Source organism: Mesorhizobium sp. CO1-1-7 (assembly GCF_020164885.1).
GTDB lineage: Bacteria > Pseudomonadota > Alphaproteobacteria > Rhizobiales > Rhizobiaceae > Mesorhizobium > Mesorhizobium australicum.
In genome coordinates this window covers 104,667-122,877 of sequence record NZ_JAIUHA010000006.1, presented here as the reverse complement: position 1 = coordinate 122,877, position 18,211 = coordinate 104,667, and the positions used below count along the sequence as shown (strand labels likewise).

General features: G+C 62.7%; 21 protein-coding genes, 2 pseudogenes and 1 riboswitch. Of the genes and pseudogenes, 18 read left to right on the top strand and 5 right to left on the bottom strand.

The features are described from left to right. Positions 1-39: 39 nt before the first annotated feature. Together LB516_RS14440 and LB516_RS14435 are read right to left on the bottom strand one after the other, a co-directional pair. Positions 40-345 (bottom strand): hypothetical protein, encoded by a 306-nt coding sequence (locus LB516_RS14440; protein WP_015317041.1) that lies wholly within the window; start codon positions 343-345, stop codon positions 40-42. A gap of 98 nt (positions 346-443) precedes the next feature. Continuing rightward, complete coding sequence (locus LB516_RS14435; RefSeq protein ID WP_224531690.1) at positions 444-698, bottom strand: hypothetical protein; 255 nt, start codon at positions 696-698, stop codon at positions 444-446. Between LB516_RS14435 and LB516_RS14430 the strand changes: the two genes are divergently transcribed. The 3 genes from LB516_RS14430 (at position 697) to LB516_RS14420 (ending at position 1,716) form a co-directional block, all read left to right on the top strand. Further along, entirely contained in the window at positions 697-864 is a 168-nt protein-coding gene (locus tag LB516_RS14430) for a hypothetical protein (RefSeq protein WP_224719802.1), read from the top strand. The genes LB516_RS14435 and LB516_RS14430 overlap by 2 nt on opposite strands. A 155-nt stretch (positions 865-1,019) precedes the next feature. Beyond that, complete coding sequence (locus tag LB516_RS14425) at positions 1,020-1,394, top strand: hypothetical protein (RefSeq protein WP_224719801.1); 375 nt, start codon at positions 1,020-1,022, stop codon at positions 1,392-1,394. Then, complete coding sequence (locus LB516_RS14420; protein ID WP_224719800.1) at positions 1,387-1,716, top strand: hypothetical protein; 330 nt, start codon at positions 1,387-1,389, stop codon at positions 1,714-1,716. The genes LB516_RS14425 and LB516_RS14420 overlap by 8 nt, the downstream gene beginning before the upstream one ends. Before the next feature lie 157 nt (positions 1,717-1,873). On the opposite strand, the gene LB516_RS14415 is transcribed toward LB516_RS14420, so the two are convergent. Then, the gene (locus LB516_RS14415; RefSeq protein WP_224622488.1) at positions 1,874-2,581 is read right to left on the bottom strand and encodes a hypothetical protein; all 708 of its coding nucleotides are present in this window, start codon (positions 2,579-2,581) and stop codon (positions 1,874-1,876) included. A 198-nt stretch (positions 2,582-2,779) separates the two neighbouring features. Between LB516_RS14415 and LB516_RS14410 the strand changes: the two genes are divergently transcribed. The 3 genes from LB516_RS14410 to LB516_RS14395 all read left to right on the top strand — a co-directional run bounded on the left by LB516_RS14410 (position 2,780) and on the right by LB516_RS14395 (position 6,408). Beyond that, positions 2,780-4,327 (top strand): glycosyltransferase family 39 protein, encoded by a 1,548-nt coding sequence (locus LB516_RS14410; RefSeq protein WP_224719799.1) that lies wholly within the window; start codon positions 2,780-2,782, stop codon positions 4,325-4,327. 171 nt (positions 4,328-4,498) lie between these two features. Beyond that, on the top strand, positions 4,499-5,017 hold the full coding sequence (gene msrA, locus LB516_RS14405) for a peptide-methionine (S)-S-oxide reductase MsrA (RefSeq protein ID WP_140620653.1): 519 nt from the start codon (positions 4,499-4,501) through the stop codon (positions 5,015-5,017). Between the two features lie 338 nt (positions 5,018-5,355). Next, positions 5,356-6,408, top strand: a complete 1,053-nt coding sequence (locus LB516_RS14395) for a formyltransferase family protein (protein ID WP_140876257.1) — start codon at positions 5,356-5,358, stop codon at positions 6,406-6,408. Between the two features lie 58 nt (positions 6,409-6,466). On the opposite strand, the gene LB516_RS14390 is transcribed toward LB516_RS14395, so the two are convergent. Beyond that, positions 6,467-6,775, bottom strand: coding sequence for a hypothetical protein (locus LB516_RS14390; protein WP_140718388.1), 309 nt, complete (start codon positions 6,773-6,775; stop codon positions 6,467-6,469). Between the two features lie 275 nt (positions 6,776-7,050). Further along, a riboswitch (TPP riboswitch) is annotated at positions 7,051-7,164 on the top strand. Here LB516_RS14390 and LB516_RS14385 point away from each other — a divergent pair. From LB516_RS14385 to LB516_RS14340, 11 genes and pseudogenes are all read left to right on the top strand, one after another. Then, a complete protein-coding gene (locus tag LB516_RS14385; RefSeq protein ID WP_224719798.1) occupies positions 7,155-7,763 on the top strand; it encodes a Ykof family thiamine-binding protein in 609 nt (202 codons plus the stop codon). (Overlaps the previous riboswitch by 10 nt.) Further along, complete coding sequence (locus LB516_RS14380; RefSeq protein WP_181173088.1) at positions 7,726-8,589, top strand: ABC transporter permease; 864 nt, start codon at positions 7,726-7,728, stop codon at positions 8,587-8,589. The genes LB516_RS14385 and LB516_RS14380 overlap by 38 nt, the downstream gene beginning before the upstream one ends. Then, positions 8,586-9,353, top strand: coding sequence for an ABC transporter ATP-binding protein (locus LB516_RS14375; protein WP_140718382.1), 768 nt, complete (start codon positions 8,586-8,588; stop codon positions 9,351-9,353). The genes LB516_RS14380 and LB516_RS14375 overlap by 4 nt, the downstream gene beginning before the upstream one ends. Continuing rightward, complete coding sequence (locus tag LB516_RS14370) at positions 9,346-10,362, top strand: ABC transporter substrate-binding protein (RefSeq protein WP_140725437.1); 1,017 nt, start codon at positions 9,346-9,348, stop codon at positions 10,360-10,362. The genes LB516_RS14375 and LB516_RS14370 overlap by 8 nt, the downstream gene beginning before the upstream one ends. A gap of 259 nt (positions 10,363-10,621) precedes the next feature. Continuing rightward, positions 10,622-11,260, top strand: a complete 639-nt coding sequence (locus tag LB516_RS14365; RefSeq protein ID WP_224587972.1) for a methyltransferase family protein — start codon at positions 10,622-10,624, stop codon at positions 11,258-11,260. A gap of 405 nt (positions 11,261-11,665) precedes the next feature. Continuing rightward, positions 11,666-12,310, top strand: a complete 645-nt coding sequence (locus LB516_RS14360; protein WP_015317055.1) for a hypothetical protein — start codon at positions 11,666-11,668, stop codon at positions 12,308-12,310. 230 nt (positions 12,311-12,540) lie between these two features. Further along, positions 12,541-12,705: a DUF3309 family protein gene (locus tag LB516_RS14355; RefSeq protein ID WP_023769518.1), complete on the top strand. Its 165-nt coding sequence runs from the start codon at positions 12,541-12,543 to the stop codon at positions 12,703-12,705. Between the two features lie 231 nt (positions 12,706-12,936). Further along, positions 12,937-13,111 (top strand): annotated as a pseudogene (locus tag LB516_RS29020) (ABC transporter permease); the annotation flags it as partial. 57 nt (positions 13,112-13,168) lie between these two features. Then, positions 13,169-13,285 (top strand): annotated as a pseudogene (locus tag LB516_RS29015) (spermidine/putrescine ABC transporter ATP-binding protein); the annotation flags it as partial. A gap of 77 nt (positions 13,286-13,362) precedes the next feature. Beyond that, a complete protein-coding gene (locus LB516_RS14345) occupies positions 13,363-14,613 on the top strand; it encodes an aconitase X (RefSeq protein ID WP_224719797.1) in 1,251 nt (416 codons plus the stop codon). Continuing rightward, positions 14,610-15,056 (top strand): aconitase X swivel domain-containing protein, encoded by a 447-nt coding sequence (locus LB516_RS14340; protein ID WP_224719796.1) that lies wholly within the window; start codon positions 14,610-14,612, stop codon positions 15,054-15,056. Before LB516_RS14345 ends, LB516_RS14340 begins: the two co-directional genes overlap by 4 nt. A 156-nt stretch (positions 15,057-15,212) precedes the next feature. Here LB516_RS14340 and LB516_RS14335 read toward each other — a convergent pair whose 3' ends face one another. Then, the gene (locus tag LB516_RS14335; RefSeq protein ID WP_141906994.1) at positions 15,213-16,241 is read right to left on the bottom strand and encodes a LacI family DNA-binding transcriptional regulator; all 1,029 of its coding nucleotides are present in this window, start codon (positions 16,239-16,241) and stop codon (positions 15,213-15,215) included. A gap of 355 nt (positions 16,242-16,596) precedes the next feature. Between LB516_RS14335 and LB516_RS14330 the strand changes: the two genes are divergently transcribed. Next, on the top strand, positions 16,597-18,210 hold the full coding sequence (locus LB516_RS14330) for an extracellular solute-binding protein (RefSeq protein WP_224719795.1): 1,614 nt from the start codon (positions 16,597-16,599) through the stop codon (positions 18,208-18,210). The last annotated feature ends 1 nt before the right edge of the window (position 18,211 follow it).

Genomic DNA, 18,211 nt, shown 5'->3' with positions numbered 1-18,211 from the left:
CGCCGGAGGCAGGGCGTAGAGCCCGCCAGGGCAGGGATCTCACATCTGATCGTTGTAGGGCTCCTTCATCTGGCCGACCATGCGGGCCAGCTTCGAGAAAGACGGCATGTCGGCCTCCGGCTGGCACTGGTTGGCGAGTTCCAGCAGCCGGATCGGAAAATTGACGGCGTCGCGGTTCGACGCCGACATGCCGTCCGATCGCTCCTCGCCGGTTTCCGACGCCTCGGCCTTGCGAAGCGCGATGTCGATCTCCTCCGACGTCAGCACTCCCTTTTTGACCAGGACGTGGTTGATCGAGGCGACGGCCATCAGCAGGCCTTCGAGTTGCAGGTTGGCGACGTTCATGGATTTCTCCCTCCGTTGATCGCAGTGGAACGCATCAGCGGCGTTTCCGATCCGGCCGGCGTGCGGGAACCAACGCGCCGATCGTGAGCGGTCGGGCGCTACTCCTGCGTCAGGCGCTCGCCATACTCGCGCCAAAGCGCCCTGACTTCCAGGCTGCCGAGGCGCGGGATCGAAGGGTCGCCGCAGTCTATGGCGACGGTGCCGATGTCGTAATTGGGGTAAGCGTTGGCGACGAAGCGGATCGCTTCGCCAAGCGAGTGCACCCGGATGACCGGATCAGCCTGGCCCTGGCCGGTGCTGCGCACACCGGAAACCGTGGCCGGAGCGTGCCGCATCCTGAAGACGGATGCCATGGCTGGTCTGTCCATCGTCCTCTCCCACAAGGCCGTGCGACGGGAATCATTCCATGAGCTGGCGCTGATGATTTCACAGGTGCCGGTTCATGAACAGCCGGATAAACGTCAGCCGCCGGGATCATGCCTCCCGGAGAAATATGAATTTTTTCCTATTTGGCGTTGACCGGTGAGGGCAGCGATGCTATAAATCTATCCATGGTGCTGATTTGCGCCACCGACCCGCCGTCGAGGCGGGTTTTCTGTTTCTGGCCCCTGGTTGGGCTGCCTGCCGATGCGGTGGCGCCGTAGAGCGCTGCTTCCGCGAGATGCGAGAATCCCATGCCCCGCTATGCCAGCATCATCACCGGCGATGACGGCCGCGAGATCGTCAGCGCCATCGGCGAATTCGAGGGCGCCGCCCCTGTGGCGCGCCTCGGCCGCGTCGAGGAGGTTCCCGCCGGCGTGCTGATCGGCATGGTGCGCGATGCGGCCGGTGGCTTCTGCTTTCCGCAGGCCGGTATCGGCGCACAGCTCGTAGGTCTCGCCATGGCGCGGCTCAAGGCTGCAAGGCCCGTGGCGAGGCCCGCACAGGCCGCGAAGCCGAAGCGCGGAAAGGCCAGGAAGAAATCCGCCCGCTTGAAAAAGCGGGCCAGGCAGGCGCCGCCGAAGGCCGCCGCCGATGATGTCAATGTCGGGGCGCGGACCCATGACTGATGAAACCGGGCCGGCGCGCCGCAAGGCCAGGGCGGCAAGGCGCAAGCCCGCTGCCAGTCCGGTAGCCGCCAAGACGCCCCGGCCGAAGCGGACCAAGAAAACATTGGGCGACGATTTCCTGGCCGCCGTGCGGGCTGATTTTCAGGCGCATGGCGCCGGTGTCCTCGCCGAGGTGCGGACCGACAAGCCGGACCAGTATCTGAAGATCGTGCTGTCGGTGCTGCCCAGGGATTTTGATGTCGCCGTCAACCAACTGGACGCCCTCTCGGATATTCTGTTCGAGGTGATCGTGCGGAAGTTCGGGCCAGCCCCGGAGGACTGACGGCCGGCCCTGCTTTGGGACCGGCACCTGACGGCTCGATCGAACCACAAGCCCGCCTTGGCTCACGCCAGGGCGGGCTTTCTTGCGTTTTCGGGCCGCTCATCGTTCACGGATACGAGGCCCGGCTCCTCTTCGGCGCAAGGTCGGAAAACCGTACTCAGGCCAGGATGTTGACGGCGCGGGCCGCGACCAGCGCGATCGTGAGCAGCGAGATCATCGCCTCCGCCATCATCAAAAGCTTGGCGCGCTGGGAAAGCGGCAAGGTGTCGGTTGGTGAAAACGCCGTCGCATTGGTGAAGGCGAGGAAGAGATAATCAACGAAGCCAGGCAGCCAGTCGCGGATCTCGCGATCGTCCAGGGTCATTTGCGGAAACAGGAAATCGGCATGGGCGCGTTTGACCAGTCCGCAGGTCGGCGGCCCGCCGCGATCGGTGCTCCAGAACCACAAGGCGAAGACGATGATGTTGGTGAGCCAGATGTTGAGCGCGTCGACGAGCAATGTCTGGCCGCTGCTGCCGGCATGTCCCGCCAGCAACACGCGCACCAGCAGCACCAGCGAACCGCAGTTCATGACGCTGACGACGCCGGTCATTACCAGGGCCGTCCTGCGGATCATGACGCGAAAACGGCCGACGAGATACCAGTGCTCTTCCTCGACCGCTTTCTGGGTGGCGACCTGCGTCCAGGCGGTGGCCACGGATAGGGGCACCAGCAGGGCGGCCTCCAGCGCCGGCGCCAGCCAGCGAGGGCCGAACGAAAGATCGTTGATGACCAGAAGCTGCAGGCAGATGATGACGAGGACAGCCGCGCGCGCCAGCCAGAAGTCGAGCGCGCGGTGATGGATGACGGCATGCTGGTGACGCATCGAATGTCCGGGATGCTGAAGTGGGATCAGGTGTGCGGGCTGTTTTGCCCGGGGAGGGCAATAGAACGCCGAGATTCCCGCTCAATCTTGGTATTGCAATGGCACGCAAGTATACTTTTTTGTAAGCTTTGACCTTGGGGCTATTCGGCAAACCGGGCGATGTGATTTAAGCGCGGCATGGCGGGAATTGACGACTCCATGGATCGTTGGGTGCCGGCAGCACTGCCTGCCGTGGGCCTGGACTCGTCATTGGTCTGGTCCGCGCTGCTTCGGCACCCTTGGGGTTTGCTGGCACTTTTGTGCCTGGTGCAGATCCTGTGCTGGACCTTGGTGCCAACACTTATCGATCCCGCACCGCCCGGCGATGTCGTGGAAGGCTTCATGTGGGGCCGCGAATGGGTGCTTTTGACCTACAAGCATCCGCAACTCCCCGGCTGGCTGCTCGAGATCAGTCATCTCCTGACCGGATCGTTCCGCTGGCCGCAATATCTGCTGGCCCAGCTGACGATCTCGGCCACTTTCGTCCTGGTCCACCTGCTGGCTCGCGACACGCTCGGCCGCGACAAAGCGCTGGCCGCCGTGCTTTTGATGCCGTCGGTCTATTTCTTCGGCTGGCCGACGCCGCAATTCAATCACGACTATGCGCAGATGCCGTTCTGGGCGGCGATCTGCTGGTTGCTGTGGCGCGCCAGCCGCGGCGGCGGGCCGGGCTGGTGGCTGGCGCTCGGATTGGTGTCGGGCGTTGGGCTCTACGCCAAGTTTTCCACCGGCTTGCTGCTTGCCTTCGGCGGCCTCTGGCTGCTGTGCGACCCACGTGCGCGCAGCCGGCTGGCGACACCCTGGCCATGGCTTGGCCTGGCTGTGTTTCTCGCCGCCGCCGCGCCGCTTGCCATCGCACTCTACCGCATCGATTTCCTGCCTTTGACCTATTTCGCCGGTCGCGATGCATGGGTGAGCGAGCACCGGGCGCGGCTCTATTATATCGGCGTCCAGATGGCCGGCCTTTCCGGCTTTCTCCTGGTGTTGGCGCTATCAGGGCTGTTGCGGCGCTCACCAGCCCCGCAAGTGCCGGTCGAGCGCGACACGATCGTCTATCTCTGCTGGATGGGGCTTGGGCCGGCGGCGCTGATCATGGTGGTCTCGTTGTTCACCGGCACCGGCGAAGCCTGGGGCGCACCGATGTACAATCTTGTCGGCGTCGTCGCGCTCGCCTTTCTCGGTCACCGGCTCGGTGCCGTCGAGATGAGGAGGTTGGCGATCTGCGCCTTCATCTGCATCGTCGCCATGTCGGGCGCCTATGGGGCGATCCGATGGACGGACTGCAATGTGCGGGGACGCATGGACGCCGTCTGCTGGCCGGCGCGGCCGATCTCGGACGAGGCCGAGGCAATCTGGCACGCGGCGGCGCCGGGCCGGCTCGACATCGTCGGTGGCGACACCAATCTTGCCATGCTGGCTGGCCTCAACGCCTATGACAAGCCGTCTATCTTCACCGATCTCGATATGCGGTTTGCACCCTGGATCACGAGGCAGCGGTTGCGCGACCACGGCATGCTGATGGTCTGGTCGGGTCGTCACGTGCCGTCAAGGCTGCTGGCATGGGTGGACAATATCCCGGTCAAGACCGTTCTTTTCAACTGGTCGCGCGAGGCACCGCCGGTGGTGATCAGCTTTGCCGTCATTCCGCCCGGCACGCGATATCTGCCGGCTGCCGCCAGTAGCCGGACCCGGCATCCGCGCAGCTAGGGTGAGCGGCGACGTGCGATCCCATTCCCTATAATACAAGCGGACGGCCGCTCGTCTGACTGGACGAACCAGGCAATAATGCCCATTTATGCACTATCCAAGTTTGTGCCGCGCAATTCCCGACGGAGAGCCGCTACACTTCCCCGGAATTGCCTTTTGAGGAGACGTGACATGGCGACTTCGAGCGAACGTGCAGTGCTTGCCGGCGGCTGCTTCTGGGGCATGCAGGATTTGATCCGGCGCTTCCCGGGTGTCCTTGCCACGCGTGTCGGCTACAGTGGCGGCGACGTGCCGAACGCCACCTATCGCAATCATGGCACGCATGCCGAAGCCATCGAGATCACCTTCGACCCGGCGAAAATCAGCTTTCGCCAGCTTCTGGAATTCTTCTTCCAGATACATGATCCGACGACGCGCAATCGCCAGGGAAACGATGTCGGCATGAGCTATCGCTCCGCAATCTACTACACCGATGAGGAGCAGAAGCGTGTGGCGGAGGACACCATCGCCGATGTCGACGCCTCCGGCCTGTGGCCCGGCAAGGTCGTCACCGAACTTGCGCCGGCCGGAGCGTTCTGGGAGGCCGAACCCGAGCACCAGGACTATCTCGAGAAATATCCCAACGGCTACACCTGCCATTTCGTCAGACCAGGCTGGAAGCTGCCGGTTCGTGAAAAGGCGGTTTCATAAGGTTCACCAGCCGTTTTGGCAGCAGGTGGGGTATAAACGCCCGTCGATTGCCAAGGATCATACGCATAGGGGCTGTTAGCCGCCGTGGCGGTTGACAGTTCGTTGCGTTGCTGGCCAACTGTGTGGGTTGATCGATCATCGGGGATGAGCATGAAGAAGATCTACGAAAAGCCGGTGTTGGTGAAGCGGGAAAGACTCTCAAGTGTTGCGGCGGGACCGCTTTCTTCCAAGGCAGCCTGACCGGCCAGGCCGGCTTTCGGGCCTGGCTGGCCGAGTTGTAACGGTGATCGAATTGCTGGCGCGGGCAGGCTACGTCTCGCCCCGCTGGGCTTGAGAAGATGATTTCTTCCGAACCCGCGGCCCGCGCCGGGGAACTCAATGCAATTTTCATCCTGGATGTTTCTGCTTATACCGGGCCGCTGCTTTCCGGATGGATCGAGGCGGGAAACCGTGTTGGTGCGATCATCGTGCCTGGTTTTCAACGCCCATCCAGAGGCTTCAGCATTGGCAATTTTCGGCGCAGGCTGAGGCGCCGGCTTTTGCTCAGGCGCCATCTCGGCAACACGCCGGTAAAGCTGATCGAATTCCGCCGGCCTTACGACTGGAACGAGCTTGCCCGGCAATTGCCTGACATCGCCGCGGATGTGCTGATCTGCTTCGCTTTCCCGACCTTGATCCCGCAGCAGCTGCTCGACCTCTTTCCCAAGGGCGGGCTTAATTTTCATCCGGCGCTGCTGCCCAACTACCGGGGGCCGCATCCTCTCCATCGTCTTGTCGCGGATGGCCAGCATGCGGTCCATGGCGGCGTGACACTGCATAAGATGTCGGCCAATTTCGACGACGGCGACATCCTCGGACAAGTGCTGTTCACCGAAGCAGACTGGGCATCGCGGCGGGATATGGTGGACGGCGTGGCGAGCGCGATGCGCCGGTTGGTGCGTGAGGTGGCGCCAGGCTATTGCAAGAATCTGGTGTCGGGGATGCGGCAGCCAGCCGGTGATTTCGTCTGGGCTCGACTTGAGCGGGACCACATGGCGATTTCGTCCGACATGTCGATCGGGCACGTTGCCCGGATGTGGCACGTATTGGGCGCTAAACCCGGTATCTATCTGGATGTCGCCGGCCGCAAGGTCAGGCTGGCCTTCCAGGTCAGGCGACTGGGTCCGCCAACCGGAAAGGGTCCCGTAAGGCGGTGGGGGATGGTGGAGTTCGATCTTGCCAATGGCCGGGTTCGGCACCTCACCTACGGGCGCCTGCTCAAACGGCTGATGAAAATATACGCCTCATTCCCACGCCCCCGGGCCGGCAAACCGTACGCTGAATTAAGGGTCTTTGGCCGGGTGGGCAGTGAAGCGGCACCAGAGCCGCAAGCGGGTAGTCGCGGACACTGAATCCCAATAATGGGAACCGCGGAAACTGCGTCCGCGGTTCTCATATCGCGATGGCAAACTACTTTCCGCAGTTGTTGTCGTTCACGGTCGGCGCGGTGGCGTTGCCATTGGCGTCCGTCTGTGCACCCTGCGGGTTGGTCGGGCAATTCTTGTCCGCATTGGAATTCATGTCGCCCGGCGTGGTGGTCGTGCTGTTGGTCGCGCCCGGATCGATCGTACTGGGTGAAGCCGGGGTGCTTGGGTCCACAGTGACGGACTTGCCGCTACCGCCGGGCCCATCCGCGCCGGCTGCGCTATTGCTTTGTGCCATGGCGGATGTTGCAACGGCAATGGTGAAGGCCGAAGCCGCGAGGATTTTCATGAACATGATTTGTCTCCATTTTCTGTGAACTCGTCGCCGGGAACGGTGCACGGTTTCGCGGAAATCATGAACCGCTCAATCTCTTGTTTTGACACAATCCCGAACGGAAAATTGATCCTGGAATCGCGTCCAGCGACTGGTGGGACAACCCCTCGGAATGGCGAAGGTTCCAGACAAATTTCCGCGCCGGCGATGTCCAATTGCCCTGGAGCTCGGGCAATGCTTTAGCGCGGCTTGCCAAAAAAACAGCTTTCCCAACCGTCCGAATGATGCTTTAACGCGCCTATCCACAGGGGTGCTCCGTACGGTCGGGGCTGAGACGGGGGCGGCAAGCCCACAGACCCTAGAAGCTGATCTGGGTAATACCAGCGGAGCGAGGCGGGCGATGTTTTCAGGCGCACAGGTTTCCCTATATCCAATGGCCGACGATTTCGTCGGCATCATTCTGGGCGCGCTCGGCGCGCTCGATCAGTACCGCGATAAGCTCAGGATCGAGACCGACGACATTTCGACCTTGCTGGTCGGGCCCCCCGAGGTGTTATTCCCTGCGCTGCGCGACCTTTTCGTGGCCGCGTCTGGCAGCGGCAGGCATTGCGTGCTGTCAGCCACCATTTCGCGTGGCTGCCCAGGCGAGCCGGATGACCCGATCTGCCGCTCCGACACGTTCGGCGGACCTGCCGGGCCACTCGGCCCGCGCAAGCAAGCCGCCATCACCGCAGTGCGCGGCGCGCCGGCCACTGGCCAGCCGGCGGCGGCGCAGTTCTCGCTCTATGTGATGGGCACTGACGACCACATGGACGAAATCTATGGCTGCATAGATTTCCTGAAGCAGTCCGGCGTCTACGATCGCTCCAAGAATTTCTGCACCAAGCTGCGCGGCGATGCCGGCGCGATCTTCTCGGCCCTCGATGAAGCCTTCTGCCGCTTCGGGCCCGGCGCCGGCCATGTAACCCTCGATGTCACGGTCTCGGCCAACAGTCCCACCGCCGTCTGAACCGCTCGTGGTCTCATCGTCATTCAACCCGCGTAACGTCGCGGGCTTCTTCGCAAAAACAGCGCCGGCCGTGATATCGATCGGTTTGGTGCTCGTGGCCTGGGAACTGTACGCAAACATTTCCGGCATCAAGCCGACGGTTCTGCCGGCGCCCTCGCGCGTCTTCGAACAGGCGATGCTCAATCGGGAAGCCTTGGTCGACAACGCCATTCCCACGGTCCGCGCCACGCTGATCGGTTTTGCCTGTTCGCTCAGTGCCGCCTTCGCCCTGTCGATGCTGGTCGACTTCTTCCAGCCTTTGCGGCGAGCGCTGTTTCCCATCTTCATAGTCAGCCAGACTTTGCCGCTGGTCGCCATCGCGCCATTGGTGGTGCTGTGGTTCGGCTTCGGGCTGGCGCCCAAGATCGTGCTGGTGGCGCTGGTCACCTTCTTCCCGATGCTGGTCGCGCTGGTACAGGGCTACGAGGCTACCGAGGTGGAGATCGGTCAGATGCTGCGTGCCATGGGAGCAGGGCGTTGGCGTGTCTTCATGCTGGCACGATTGCCTTCGGCGCTGCCTTATTTCTTCGCTGGCCTCAGGATATCCATCACCTATGCCGTCGTCGGCGCCATTTTCGCCGAATATGCAGGCGCGGCCAAAGGGCTGGGCATCTACATGCTCAACGCCAAGAACAATTTCCGTCCCGACCTGGTGCTCGCCGCCGTCTGCGTCAGCGCAGCGCTCACCCTTGTCCTGTTCGGGCTGACGATGCTGCTGCAGCGTCTTGCCATGCCCTGGGAACGAGCCGCTGGCAGGCAAGGCGCTGGAAAAGGTCCAGAAGCATGAGCCGGCTCGAATTGCGGCATGTTCGCAAGGCGTTTGGCGGGCTCGATGTGCTCGCCGACATTTCGCTTCGTGTCGATGCCGGCGAATTCGTCTCGATCCTTGGACCTTCGGGAGCCGGCAAGTCGACGCTGTTCCAGCTTCTGACCGGCGCCGAGCATGGCGAGGGTGAGATGTTCTTCGACGGCGTGCCGCTCGACGATCACGGCAGGCATTTCGCCTTCATGCCGCAGCGCGACGCGCTGATGCCGTGGCGGCGCATCCTCGACAACACCACGCTCGGACTCGAGGTGCAAGGCGTCAGCCGCAAGGCGGCACGGAAGCGTGTGGCTCCGCTGATTGCCGAGTTCGGCCTTGCCGGCTTCGAGTGGCACTTTCCAGCGCAGCTCTCGGGCGGCATGCGCCAGCGCACGGCGCTTTTACGTACCGTGGTGCAGGAACGCGATATGTTGCTGCTCGACGAGCCGTTCGGCGCGCTCGACGCACTGACCCGTGCGGCCCTGCAGCGCTGGCTCGAACAGATGTGGCGGCACCACCACTGGACGGCGTTGCTGATCACTCATGACGTGCGCGAAGCCCTGTTCCTGTCCGACCGCATCTATGTGCTGTCCGCGCGGCCTGCCCGGGTCGTGCGCGAGATCAAGGTGCCGCTGCCGCGCCCGCGCGATTCCGCCAGCGCGGCCACGCGGCAGGCCGGGGCACTCGAGGCCGAGATTCTCGACATTTTGCTCAACCCCCAGCCATCCAAAGGACATGACCATGATTGACTTGACGCGCAGGCAAGCCCTGCTGCTCACCCTTGCCGGCAGCGTACCGCTGATCACCGGATCGAGCCGTTCCTTCGCGGCAACGCGGACGGTCACAGTCGCCCTCGACTGGACGGTCAACACCAACCACATCGGGCTGTTCGTCGCCCGCGATAAGGGATTTTATCGGGAAGCCGGCATCGAGGTCGACATCCTGCCGTACAGCGATACCGGTGCCGGCACGCTTGTCGCCAACCATGTCGCCGATTTCGGGATCAACGGCACCATCAGCCTGTTCACCCAGAAGACCGCGGGGGCCGATCTGAAGGGCGTCTATGCCGTCGTGCAGTCCGAGACAGGCCGGCTGGTGTTCAATGCCGCGCGCAGCGACATCAAAAGCCCGAAAGATCTGGATGGCCTGACCTATGGCGGTTTCGGCAGCGCCTGGGAGACCGCGCTGATCTCGACCATCATCCGTCACGACGGCGGCAAGGGCGATTTCGAGACGGTGACGCTGGGCACTTCCGCCTACGAGGCGCTGGCCAACGGTTCGGTCGACTTCACGCTGGAAGTGTCGACCTGGGAGGGCGTCGAAGCCGAACTCAGGGGCGTTAAGCAGCGCAGTTTCGTCTATGCCGACCATGGCGTCCCCGATGAGCACACCACGCTTATCTCTTCGAGCGAAGCGTATCTCCAGGCGAACCCCGAATTGTCGTCATCCTTCATCCAGGCAACGCGGCGCGGTTACCAATTCGCCGTCGATCATCCAGGGGAGGCCGCCACGCTGCTGATAGCCGCCAACAAGGATGCCCTGACGAATCCGGCCTTGGTCCACGCCTCGCTGAAGGCACTGCTCGAGGGCAATTATCTACGCGGGCAAAATGGTGCCATCGGGACGTTGGACCCTGCCAAGATGGAAGCGATCGGCAACTACCTCTTCGCCGCCGGCATTCTGCGCGACACCGACGGTAAGGTTCTGCCGCAGAGCCCGGATTTCGCCAGGTATTTCAGCAACGCATTTCTGGGGTAGCTGGCCAATCCCTTAAGGAGAGGATCAACTCGGGCGAAACTCATTCCTGGCGATCCTCGAAGCGGAGACAATCTGCACGGCCGTGCCTTGTGTCTCGCATGTCTTTCGGCGGCGCCGTCGCCGTTTCTGATGCCGATATGATCTTCTCGGTTAACCGCACAGCAATGGTTGCGTGCAAAGGTCCCTCCGAGGGATCATCGGGGTTCTTGCCTTGCTTGCACCAAAAAGCGAAACGCTTCCGCGCGTCAACCAGGGCGGGATGATATCCGAAGCGCGCAAGCGCGAGATCCTGGCCGACTTGCGCGAAGGCTTCTTTCGCATTTGTGCGCTCGCATGCGCCGCGCTGTTTGTGTACCGGGGCGTGTATCACTTCGTGCAGGACCCCACCCGGTTCAATATCGCGCTGGTGGCGGTCTCCGAGACGCTCACCTTTACCTGGCTGCTGCTGTCGCGGCGGCCGGTGACGCGTGACTGGAGCCCGCTTGCGGTAGTCGCTTCGGTGACCGCCAGTTTTGGTGTCGCCTTGATCACCATGGAACCGGGCATCCCCATCATCCCCATCTATGTCGCCGCGCCGCTGCAGTTCCTGGCACTGTGGTTCGTCATCTGGGGAAAGCTGTCGCTGGGTCGTTCCTTTGCCATCCTGCCCGCCAATCGCGGCGTGATGACCGGCGGCGCCTACCGCCTGGTGCGGCACCCGATCTATGCCGGTTACCTTACCGGCCATGTCCTTTACCTGCTGTCGGCCTTTTCCTTCTACAATCTCGCCGTCTATGCGGTTATCACCTATCTGCAGGTGTACCGCATTCTGCGCGAGGAGGCCTTGCTTGCCGCGGAACCGGAGTACCGCTCTTATATGGAGCGCGTGCGCTATAGGCTGTTTTACCGGATATTCTGAAGGCCAGACTGTCACGCGAGAGTGGCCGGTCCTGTTTGATCCAGAGTTGGCCAACAGGGCTCCTTAGCGGCTAGTGGTCCGGAACTGCTCCGCAGGTGAGGTGCTGTATCCTGGCTGTTCGGTAGCAAGCAGCCTGGCACCAAATCATCGGCTCTCCAACAGCTGGCTCTAAATCGTTTTTTCTCGTAAACTTCTCAAAATATAGACATTGCAAACGTCTGCCATTGGATATTTTTTACAAGTATATTATATTTTTATTATCATTATCGCTTTCTTGTTTCGACAGTTAATACCATGCCGCTCACATGTATAGCGTGAATTGAAACTCAAAACTCTCTTCGACGTAGTTGCCATCGCAATCGGCTGCATGCCGACTGCCTAGCGCAACGACAACAGGAGAGTGTTATGGCCTTTACCATCAAGACAGTCGCCAGTGTGTTGGCGGGTAGTGCAATAGTCTTGGTTCTGTCCGTGCCAGCAAACGCAGCAGGTCTTGGCGTCGGTGTCGGCGCCTCGGTTGGCGGTAGCGGCGGTGTCAATGCCGGTGTCGGCGCCTCGGTCGGCGGCGGTGGCGGCATCAATGCCGGCGTCGGTGCCTCGGTCGGCGGCAGCGGTGGCGTCAATGCCGGAGCCGGCGCCAATGTCGGCGGCTCGAGGGGCGTCAGCGCCGGGCTCGGCGCGTCGGTCGGCGGCAGCAATGGCGTCAATGCAGGAGCCGGCGCCAATATCGGTGGTTCGGGCGGCATCAACGCCGGGCTCGGTGCCAATGTTGGCGGAACGGGTGGCATCAATGCGGGGCTTGGCGCCAGTGTTGGCGGCGCCGGTGGCATTGGTGTCGGCGCGGGCATCGGCAACGGCACCAATCCCAGCAATCCGTCCAACCCGAACAACCCATCCAATCCCAATCACCCCAACGTTCCTGGTGTCGTGGCCCAGATGTCAAGCTCGCAGGTGACGCGCATGAAGAAGCGCTGCGTCGATGTCCTCAGCAGCGAAGGGACCTATGACCGCGACTTGCGGCAGCTCTGCCTGCTGATCGCACGCCGCTGAGGCTGAGGGAGGTTGCGGAACCAGCCGTAGGCCTGACCGCACTCTCCTGGCCTCCGGCCGGTTGGAAAGCCCGCCGTCCAGGCGGGCTTTCTGCGTTGCGGGCTGTGTGTTCCGTAGCCGCAATAGTCCAGCGGAACGCCAGCCCCTCTAAAACGTTCATACCTTGCGACATCCGAAATGGCGCGATGTTGAACCAGCGCGAAAGCGCGCATTCAGGAGCAGGGAAGGCCATGGGTCTCGGAACGATACTTATCATTATTCTAATCCTCGCGCTGCTCGGCGGCTTCAGCGGTCTGGGCGGTGGCCCGTTCTACGGAACCGGTTACTATGGCGGTGGCGGTCTCGGACTTGTGTTGATCATCGTCATCATCCTTGTCGTCCTGGGACGCATCTAGCCGGCTCCTCTTGTGTCGCCGGCGTCGCGGTCCCGTGAGCGAACCCGCGCCGGCGTGCACTGGAATGTGATGGAAGCAGGCCGGCTTGTGATCATGCGCCCCGCAGGACGGCTGTATGGTGATTGCGGTCCACACCCCCCGTGGAAACAAGAGGAGAGGGTCCCACCCCTTCATCCTCCTCCAAGGCCCGCCCCGGTTCCCGGAGCGGGCTTTCGTTCTTCTGCAAAGCGATTGCCTTCGGTCTTTCTGCCGCTCTCGGCCACGGTCTTTTTTCTCCGTCATGACCGACCTGCCGCTGACGGGAAAGCCGTGGGCGTTCACGCTGGGCAATTACGCCGCCTTCTTCTCGCAGAATCTCTATCTGACGCTGCTGCCGGCTTCACTCCGCCTCGGCCTCGAGGTGACGGGCTATCGACGACTCGCTGATCGAAGCCGGGCGCTCGCTCGGCCTCGCGGCTGCGCCGGCCAGACGTTGAAAGTCATCGTCCAAAATACTGGCGCCGACAGGCTGGTGGAAGGTCAGGATGTGGTGCTGCGCTGGTCGCCGGAGAGCACAGTGCTGATTGCGGCGGCGGGCTGATCGTCGTTTCGGCTCTTGCCAGACCGCTGACAATGAGGAACGCATAGCCGGGCCCAAGTTAAGCCCGGAGCACCTTGATGACGTTTGACCTGACGGCCCGCGACCAATCCATGCTCGATGGCGAGCAAGGCCCAGCCGCGGCCGCCGCCATGAAAATCCTCGTCGCCTTCTCGAACGCGGTTGGGGCCGGCAGCCTGCTCGACATCTCAGGCGCTCATATCGATGGCTGTCTCTATCACGGCAAGGCAGGGCTCGATTTCGTCGAGCGGCTGGTCGAGGGAAGCGGACGTGTCCGGGTGCCGACGACGCTCAATGTCGGCTCGTTCGACCTTATCCATCCCGGCATGGTCAAGATGCCGGCGGCTGAAGAAATGCCGGCGCGGCGGTTGATGAAGGCGCATCTGGAACTTGGCTGCCAGGCCACATTCACCTGTGCCCCCTACCAGACGCGGTTCCGGCCTGAATTCGGCCAGCAGATCGCCTGGGGCGAGTCCAATGCCATCGTTTTCGCCAATTCGGTGATCGGCGCTCGCACCAACCGCTATGGCGATTTCATCGACCTGTGCTGTGCCATGACGGGTCGCGCACCGGGCTGGGGCCTGCATCTCAGCGAGAACCGGCGCGGCCGCATCCTGTTCGAGCTGGATGTTGCCGACGGGGAGCCGAGCGACAGCCTGTTCGTCGGCGTCGGGCTGATCATCGGGCAAGCCAGTGGGGACCGCATTCCTGTGATCGTCGGTCTGCCGCAACCGCGCGACGAGGACCAGTTGAAGGCGCTGGGCGCGGCGGCGGCAACGACCGGCGCGGTGGCGCTGTTCCATGCGGTCGCGATCACGCCGGAAGCGCGGACGCTCGACGAGGCGTTCCATGGCCATGCGCCGGAAGAGACGATCCGCATCAGCCGCGCCGATATCGACCATGCGCTGGCCAGACTGTCTGGAGTGCCCGACGGCGCGCTGCTTTCAGCCGTGTCACTGGGCACGCCGCACTTTTCCCACCAGGAATGGATGCGCCTGTTGCCGCTGCTGCGTGCGGTGGCACCGGGCAGGGGCATCCCGATCTATGTCAACACCGGCCGCGCGACGCTGACACAATTGCAGGAGGAGGGGGCATTGGCTGGCATGGAGGCGTTCGGCCTGGTCCCGGTCGCTGACACCTGCACCTATGTCACCTCGATTCTCGAGCGTCTCGACGGCGTGGTGATGACCAATTCCGGCAAATGGGCGCATTATGCGCCGGGCAATATCGGCGTGACCGTCGCCTTCGCCGAAATGAAGGATTGCATCCGCTCCGCCGCCGCAGGGCACGTCGTGCGGAGCGGCTCATGACGCGGTCGATTGAAGTGAAGGTCGTTGAAAGAGCCGGCACATTCCAACTGGCCGGTGCCGCCGAGGGCGAGGCGCTGGTGTTCTCGCAACCGCTCAGCTTCTGGGGCGGCATAGACGCCGAGACCGGCGATATAACGGATCGTTCGCACCCAGGCCTTGGCCAGAATGTCTCCGGCAAGATACTGGTCATGCCGAGCGGGCGAGGGTCCTCGTCTTCTTCCTCTGTCTTGGCCGAGGCAATCCGCAGGGGCACGGCGCCGGCCGGCATTCTTCTGGAACGGCCGGACCCGATCCTTGCCGTTGGCGCCATCGTCGCCGAGTTCCTCTACGCGATGAGCATGCCGCTGGTGGTTTGCGGGATTTCGGAGATTGTTTCCGGTGATCGGATAGCGATCGATGTGGGCGGTGATGGCGGGGCGATTGTCCGCAAGGTCAGGAAATGAGCACGCGCTGATAGGGTGAGCGCTGCATCCGGCTGCCGCCTGCCTCTAGGACGCGCCAACCTACCGGCCGATCAGGCCTGTCATTACTCCAAATGATCTAACCGACACCGCCTAAATCCTTGTTTTGTGCGTGCCGAGCCAAGTGCTGCGCGCGCCTCAAATCTCCGGGATGTTCTCCTTGAAGATCACCTGCAGCCTCGGCTGGTGCAATTCATAGGGGAGGCCCCGGACGGCGTGGGTCAGGATGTTGAGCGCCTCACGGGCTTCGACGCGCGGGTTCTGGTCGATGACGGCGTCGAGCGTGCCGTCGAGCAGCAGTTCCTTGGTGCCGTCCGTCGCCTCGTGGCCGAGGAAAACCATGGATTGCGCACGGCCGCGTTCCTTCAGCGCACGCGCTATGCCGGTGTTGCCGGCGCCGACATTGTAGATCGCGGCAAGGTCGGGGTGGCGTTCCAGAAGGGCTGACGCCTCCGAATAGGCCTTTTCGCGGTCGTCGAGCATTTCGCGCATCTCGACGATCTCCAGATTGGGCGATTCCTCGGTCAGTATGTGCCGGAAGCCCATCTCGCGTTCCTCGTGGCCGCGATAGGACAGCGAGCCTGCAAACAGCGCCACCTTGCCGGGGCGCCCCGGTCCCATGAAACGGTTGAGCAGATAGCCGGCCAGCCGCCCGGCGGCGCGGTTGTCGATGCCGATATAGGCAACCCTTGGCACATGCAGGATGTCGGAGGCGATGGTCACCACCTTGACGTCGTTGGCCGATAGCGAGCGGATCGCCTCGCGCACCGTCGGATGGTCGAGCGCGATGACACCGACGCCTTGCGTCTGGCCGCGCAAATCCTGCAGCAGGCGGGCGAGCCGGTCGGGATTGAAGCCCTCTATGGTGGCGATATGGACGTCGAGATCGGGGCGCGCCAGGGCTTGTGCCTCGATGTGGCGGTGCAGCATCTTGATGAAGGAATTGGTGCCGGCCGGCAGCGCGAAGTCGAGCCGGATGACCTCGCCGGGCACCGGCCTGGGCGGCGCCCCGTTCGGGCCTTCGGCGATGTAGCCGAGGCGCTGCGCCATTTCGAGCACGATCTCGCGTGTGCGCGCCCGCACGCCGGGGCGATTGTTGAGCACGCGGTCGACGGTGGCGGCGGAGACGCCGGCTTCCCGGGCTATGTCGGTCAGGGTGGAACGCACCGTCTCATCTCCTCAATGCATCAGGGATGACGCAGTGCCGGCTGGCGGCTGATTGCGCCCAACGCCCCGCGATCCGCGATTCTGATGGGAAATGATGTATCCGGCCTTGGCCGATGCGCAAGCCGCCAAGCTAAATCAACTCGTCCGGCACGATCGCGTCGGAAAGGGAGATCACATTTCCCATCAAATCGGCGCATTCGGAGGGGTCTATGAACCCTGGTATGACGCATTTCCTCACTCTATGCGATGTTGTGATGTGTTTTGATTATTAATGATGTTGACAGCCTTCCGATCCTGCCGTCAATATCCCTCATGGGCTCGTGGAGGAAACATTGGGCCTGAGGGAGGAATTCCAATGTCTGATTTGATCCGCATCTCGCGGCGCCGGTTGCTGGCGTCCGGAGGAAAGGCGGCGGTGTTCGTGGCCGCTGCAGGTATCGCTCCGCAATTCATTCGTCCCGGTCGCGCCTTCGCGGCCGATGCGCTCGCACCTGGCATGATCGGCGGTCCGACGGGCTTCGATGGCGCCGAACGCTATCAATACGGTCCCGACACACCGGAGGGCCGCGCCATCGAGGCCGCCAAGGCTTTGAAGGGCGCCGGCAAGGCGCCGGCCAAGATCGTGCTTGGCCTGTCGGACGGCTCGATCGGCCAGCTCACCCAGCCTTTTCCGGCCGGGGCGCCGTCGATCAAGGAGCTGTGGGAAAAGGAAACCGGGATCCCGATCGAGATCGTCGGTCTGCCGAACGGCCAGGAATTCACCAAAACCATGCAGGACATCTCCACCAAGGGTGGGGCCTACGACATCTATTCGACCGAGTGGAATCGCCTTGGCGATCTCGCCGAGACCGGCGGCATCGCCAAGCTCGACGACTTCGTCGCCCAGTACAAACCCGAATGGGACGATCCCAAGACCGGCTATGTCGACGGCGCCAAGGGTGTATCGCTGCTCAACAAATATCGCGGCTCCAACTATGGGGTGTCGTTGGACGGCGACTTCCAGACCTGGGTCTACCGCACCGACCTGTTCGGTGACGAAGCCGAGAAGAAGTCCTTCAAGGACAAATACGGCTACGATCTGGCGCCGCCGAAAACCTGGAAGCAGCACGGCGATATCGCCGCCTTCTTCCAGCGTCCGGACAAGGGCCTGTTCGGCTCCACCGACCTGCGCAACCAGGGCTGGGGCTACACCAACTGGTATCAGCGCTATGTGTCGATGGCCTCGCCCAACCAGTTTCTGTTCGGCGATGACGGCAAGCCGCTGATCAATTCCGAGCATGGCATCGCCGCCACCAACGAATATGTCGAATCGCTGGTCCATCATTCGCCGGACGCGATCTCGTGGGGCTGGCCGGAGCAGTACGGCAATTTCGCCAAGGGCGGCGCGGCGATGACCTGTGCCTTCTCCAACCTGCCGAAATTCCTCGACAATGCCGGCAACAAGGACTCCAAGGTCACCGGCAAGATCGGCACGATGCTGCCGCCCGGCCGCGAGATCGACGGCAAACTGATCAGCCGCTCGGTATTGTGGTTCTCGCTGACCGGCATGGTCTCGTCGCAGTCGAAAAACCAGGAGGTCGCCTATCTCCTGCTGCAATGGCTTGGCTCGGCCCGCATCTATGCCTGGATGAGCGCCAACCCCGGCGGCTATCTCGATCCGTTCCGGCTTTCGGATTTTTCCGATCCGCTGGTGCGCCAGACCTACCACGCCTACCACATGGACGTGGTGCGCGAGACGGTCGCCCGCACGGTGCCGACCATCAACTATCCCGGCGCCACCGCCTTCCACAATGCGCTGGACGAAAACCTGATGGCCTCGCTGACCAAGGCCAAGACATCGGAGCAGGCGATGGCCGACACGGAAGCCGAGTGGAAGAAGATCGCCCGGCGCATTGGCGAGGACAAATTGCTCGAAGCCATCAGGACCAACAAGGAGGCATGGCCGACCGTTCTCGATCCGATCAGCTGAT

Coding starts and splice junctions, on each gene's coding strand:
- LB516_RS14440 (WP_015317041.1), bottom strand. CDS start 345: ATGAACGTCGCCAACCTGCAACTCGAAGGCCTGCTGATGGCCGTCGCC.
- LB516_RS14430 (WP_224719802.1), top strand. CDS start 697: ATGGCTGGTCTGTCCATCGTCCTCTCCCACAAGGCCGTGCGACGGGAA.
- LB516_RS14435 (WP_224531690.1), bottom strand. CDS start 698: ATGGCATCCGTCTTCAGGATGCGGCACGCTCCGGCCACGGTTTCCGGT.
- LB516_RS14425 (WP_224719801.1), top strand. CDS start 1,020: ATGCCCCGCTATGCCAGCATCATCACCGGCGATGACGGCCGCGAGATC.
- LB516_RS14420 (WP_224719800.1), top strand. CDS start 1,387: ATGACTGATGAAACCGGGCCGGCGCGCCGCAAGGCCAGGGCGGCAAGG.
- LB516_RS14415 (WP_224622488.1), bottom strand. CDS start 2,581: ATGCGTCACCAGCATGCCGTCATCCATCACCGCGCGCTCGACTTCTGG.
- LB516_RS14410 (WP_224719799.1), top strand. CDS start 2,780: ATGGATCGTTGGGTGCCGGCAGCACTGCCTGCCGTGGGCCTGGACTCG.
- msrA (WP_140620653.1), top strand. CDS start 4,499: ATGGCGACTTCGAGCGAACGTGCAGTGCTTGCCGGCGGCTGCTTCTGG.
- LB516_RS14395 (WP_140876257.1), top strand. CDS start 5,356: ATGATTTCTTCCGAACCCGCGGCCCGCGCCGGGGAACTCAATGCAATT.
- LB516_RS14390 (WP_140718388.1), bottom strand. CDS start 6,775: ATGTTCATGAAAATCCTCGCGGCTTCGGCCTTCACCATTGCCGTTGCA.
- LB516_RS14385 (WP_224719798.1), top strand. CDS start 7,155: ATGTTTTCAGGCGCACAGGTTTCCCTATATCCAATGGCCGACGATTTC.
- LB516_RS14380 (WP_181173088.1), top strand. CDS start 7,726: ATGTCACGGTCTCGGCCAACAGTCCCACCGCCGTCTGAACCGCTCGTG.
- LB516_RS14375 (WP_140718382.1), top strand. CDS start 8,586: ATGAGCCGGCTCGAATTGCGGCATGTTCGCAAGGCGTTTGGCGGGCTC.
- LB516_RS14370 (WP_140725437.1), top strand. CDS start 9,346: ATGATTGACTTGACGCGCAGGCAAGCCCTGCTGCTCACCCTTGCCGGC.
- LB516_RS14365 (WP_224587972.1), top strand. CDS start 10,622: ATGATATCCGAAGCGCGCAAGCGCGAGATCCTGGCCGACTTGCGCGAA.
- LB516_RS14360 (WP_015317055.1), top strand. CDS start 11,666: ATGGCCTTTACCATCAAGACAGTCGCCAGTGTGTTGGCGGGTAGTGCA.
- LB516_RS14355 (WP_023769518.1), top strand. CDS start 12,541: ATGGGTCTCGGAACGATACTTATCATTATTCTAATCCTCGCGCTGCTC.
- LB516_RS14345 (WP_224719797.1), top strand. CDS start 13,363: ATGACGTTTGACCTGACGGCCCGCGACCAATCCATGCTCGATGGCGAG.
- LB516_RS14340 (WP_224719796.1), top strand. CDS start 14,610: ATGACGCGGTCGATTGAAGTGAAGGTCGTTGAAAGAGCCGGCACATTC.
- LB516_RS14330 (WP_224719795.1), top strand. CDS start 16,597: ATGTCTGATTTGATCCGCATCTCGCGGCGCCGGTTGCTGGCGTCCGGA.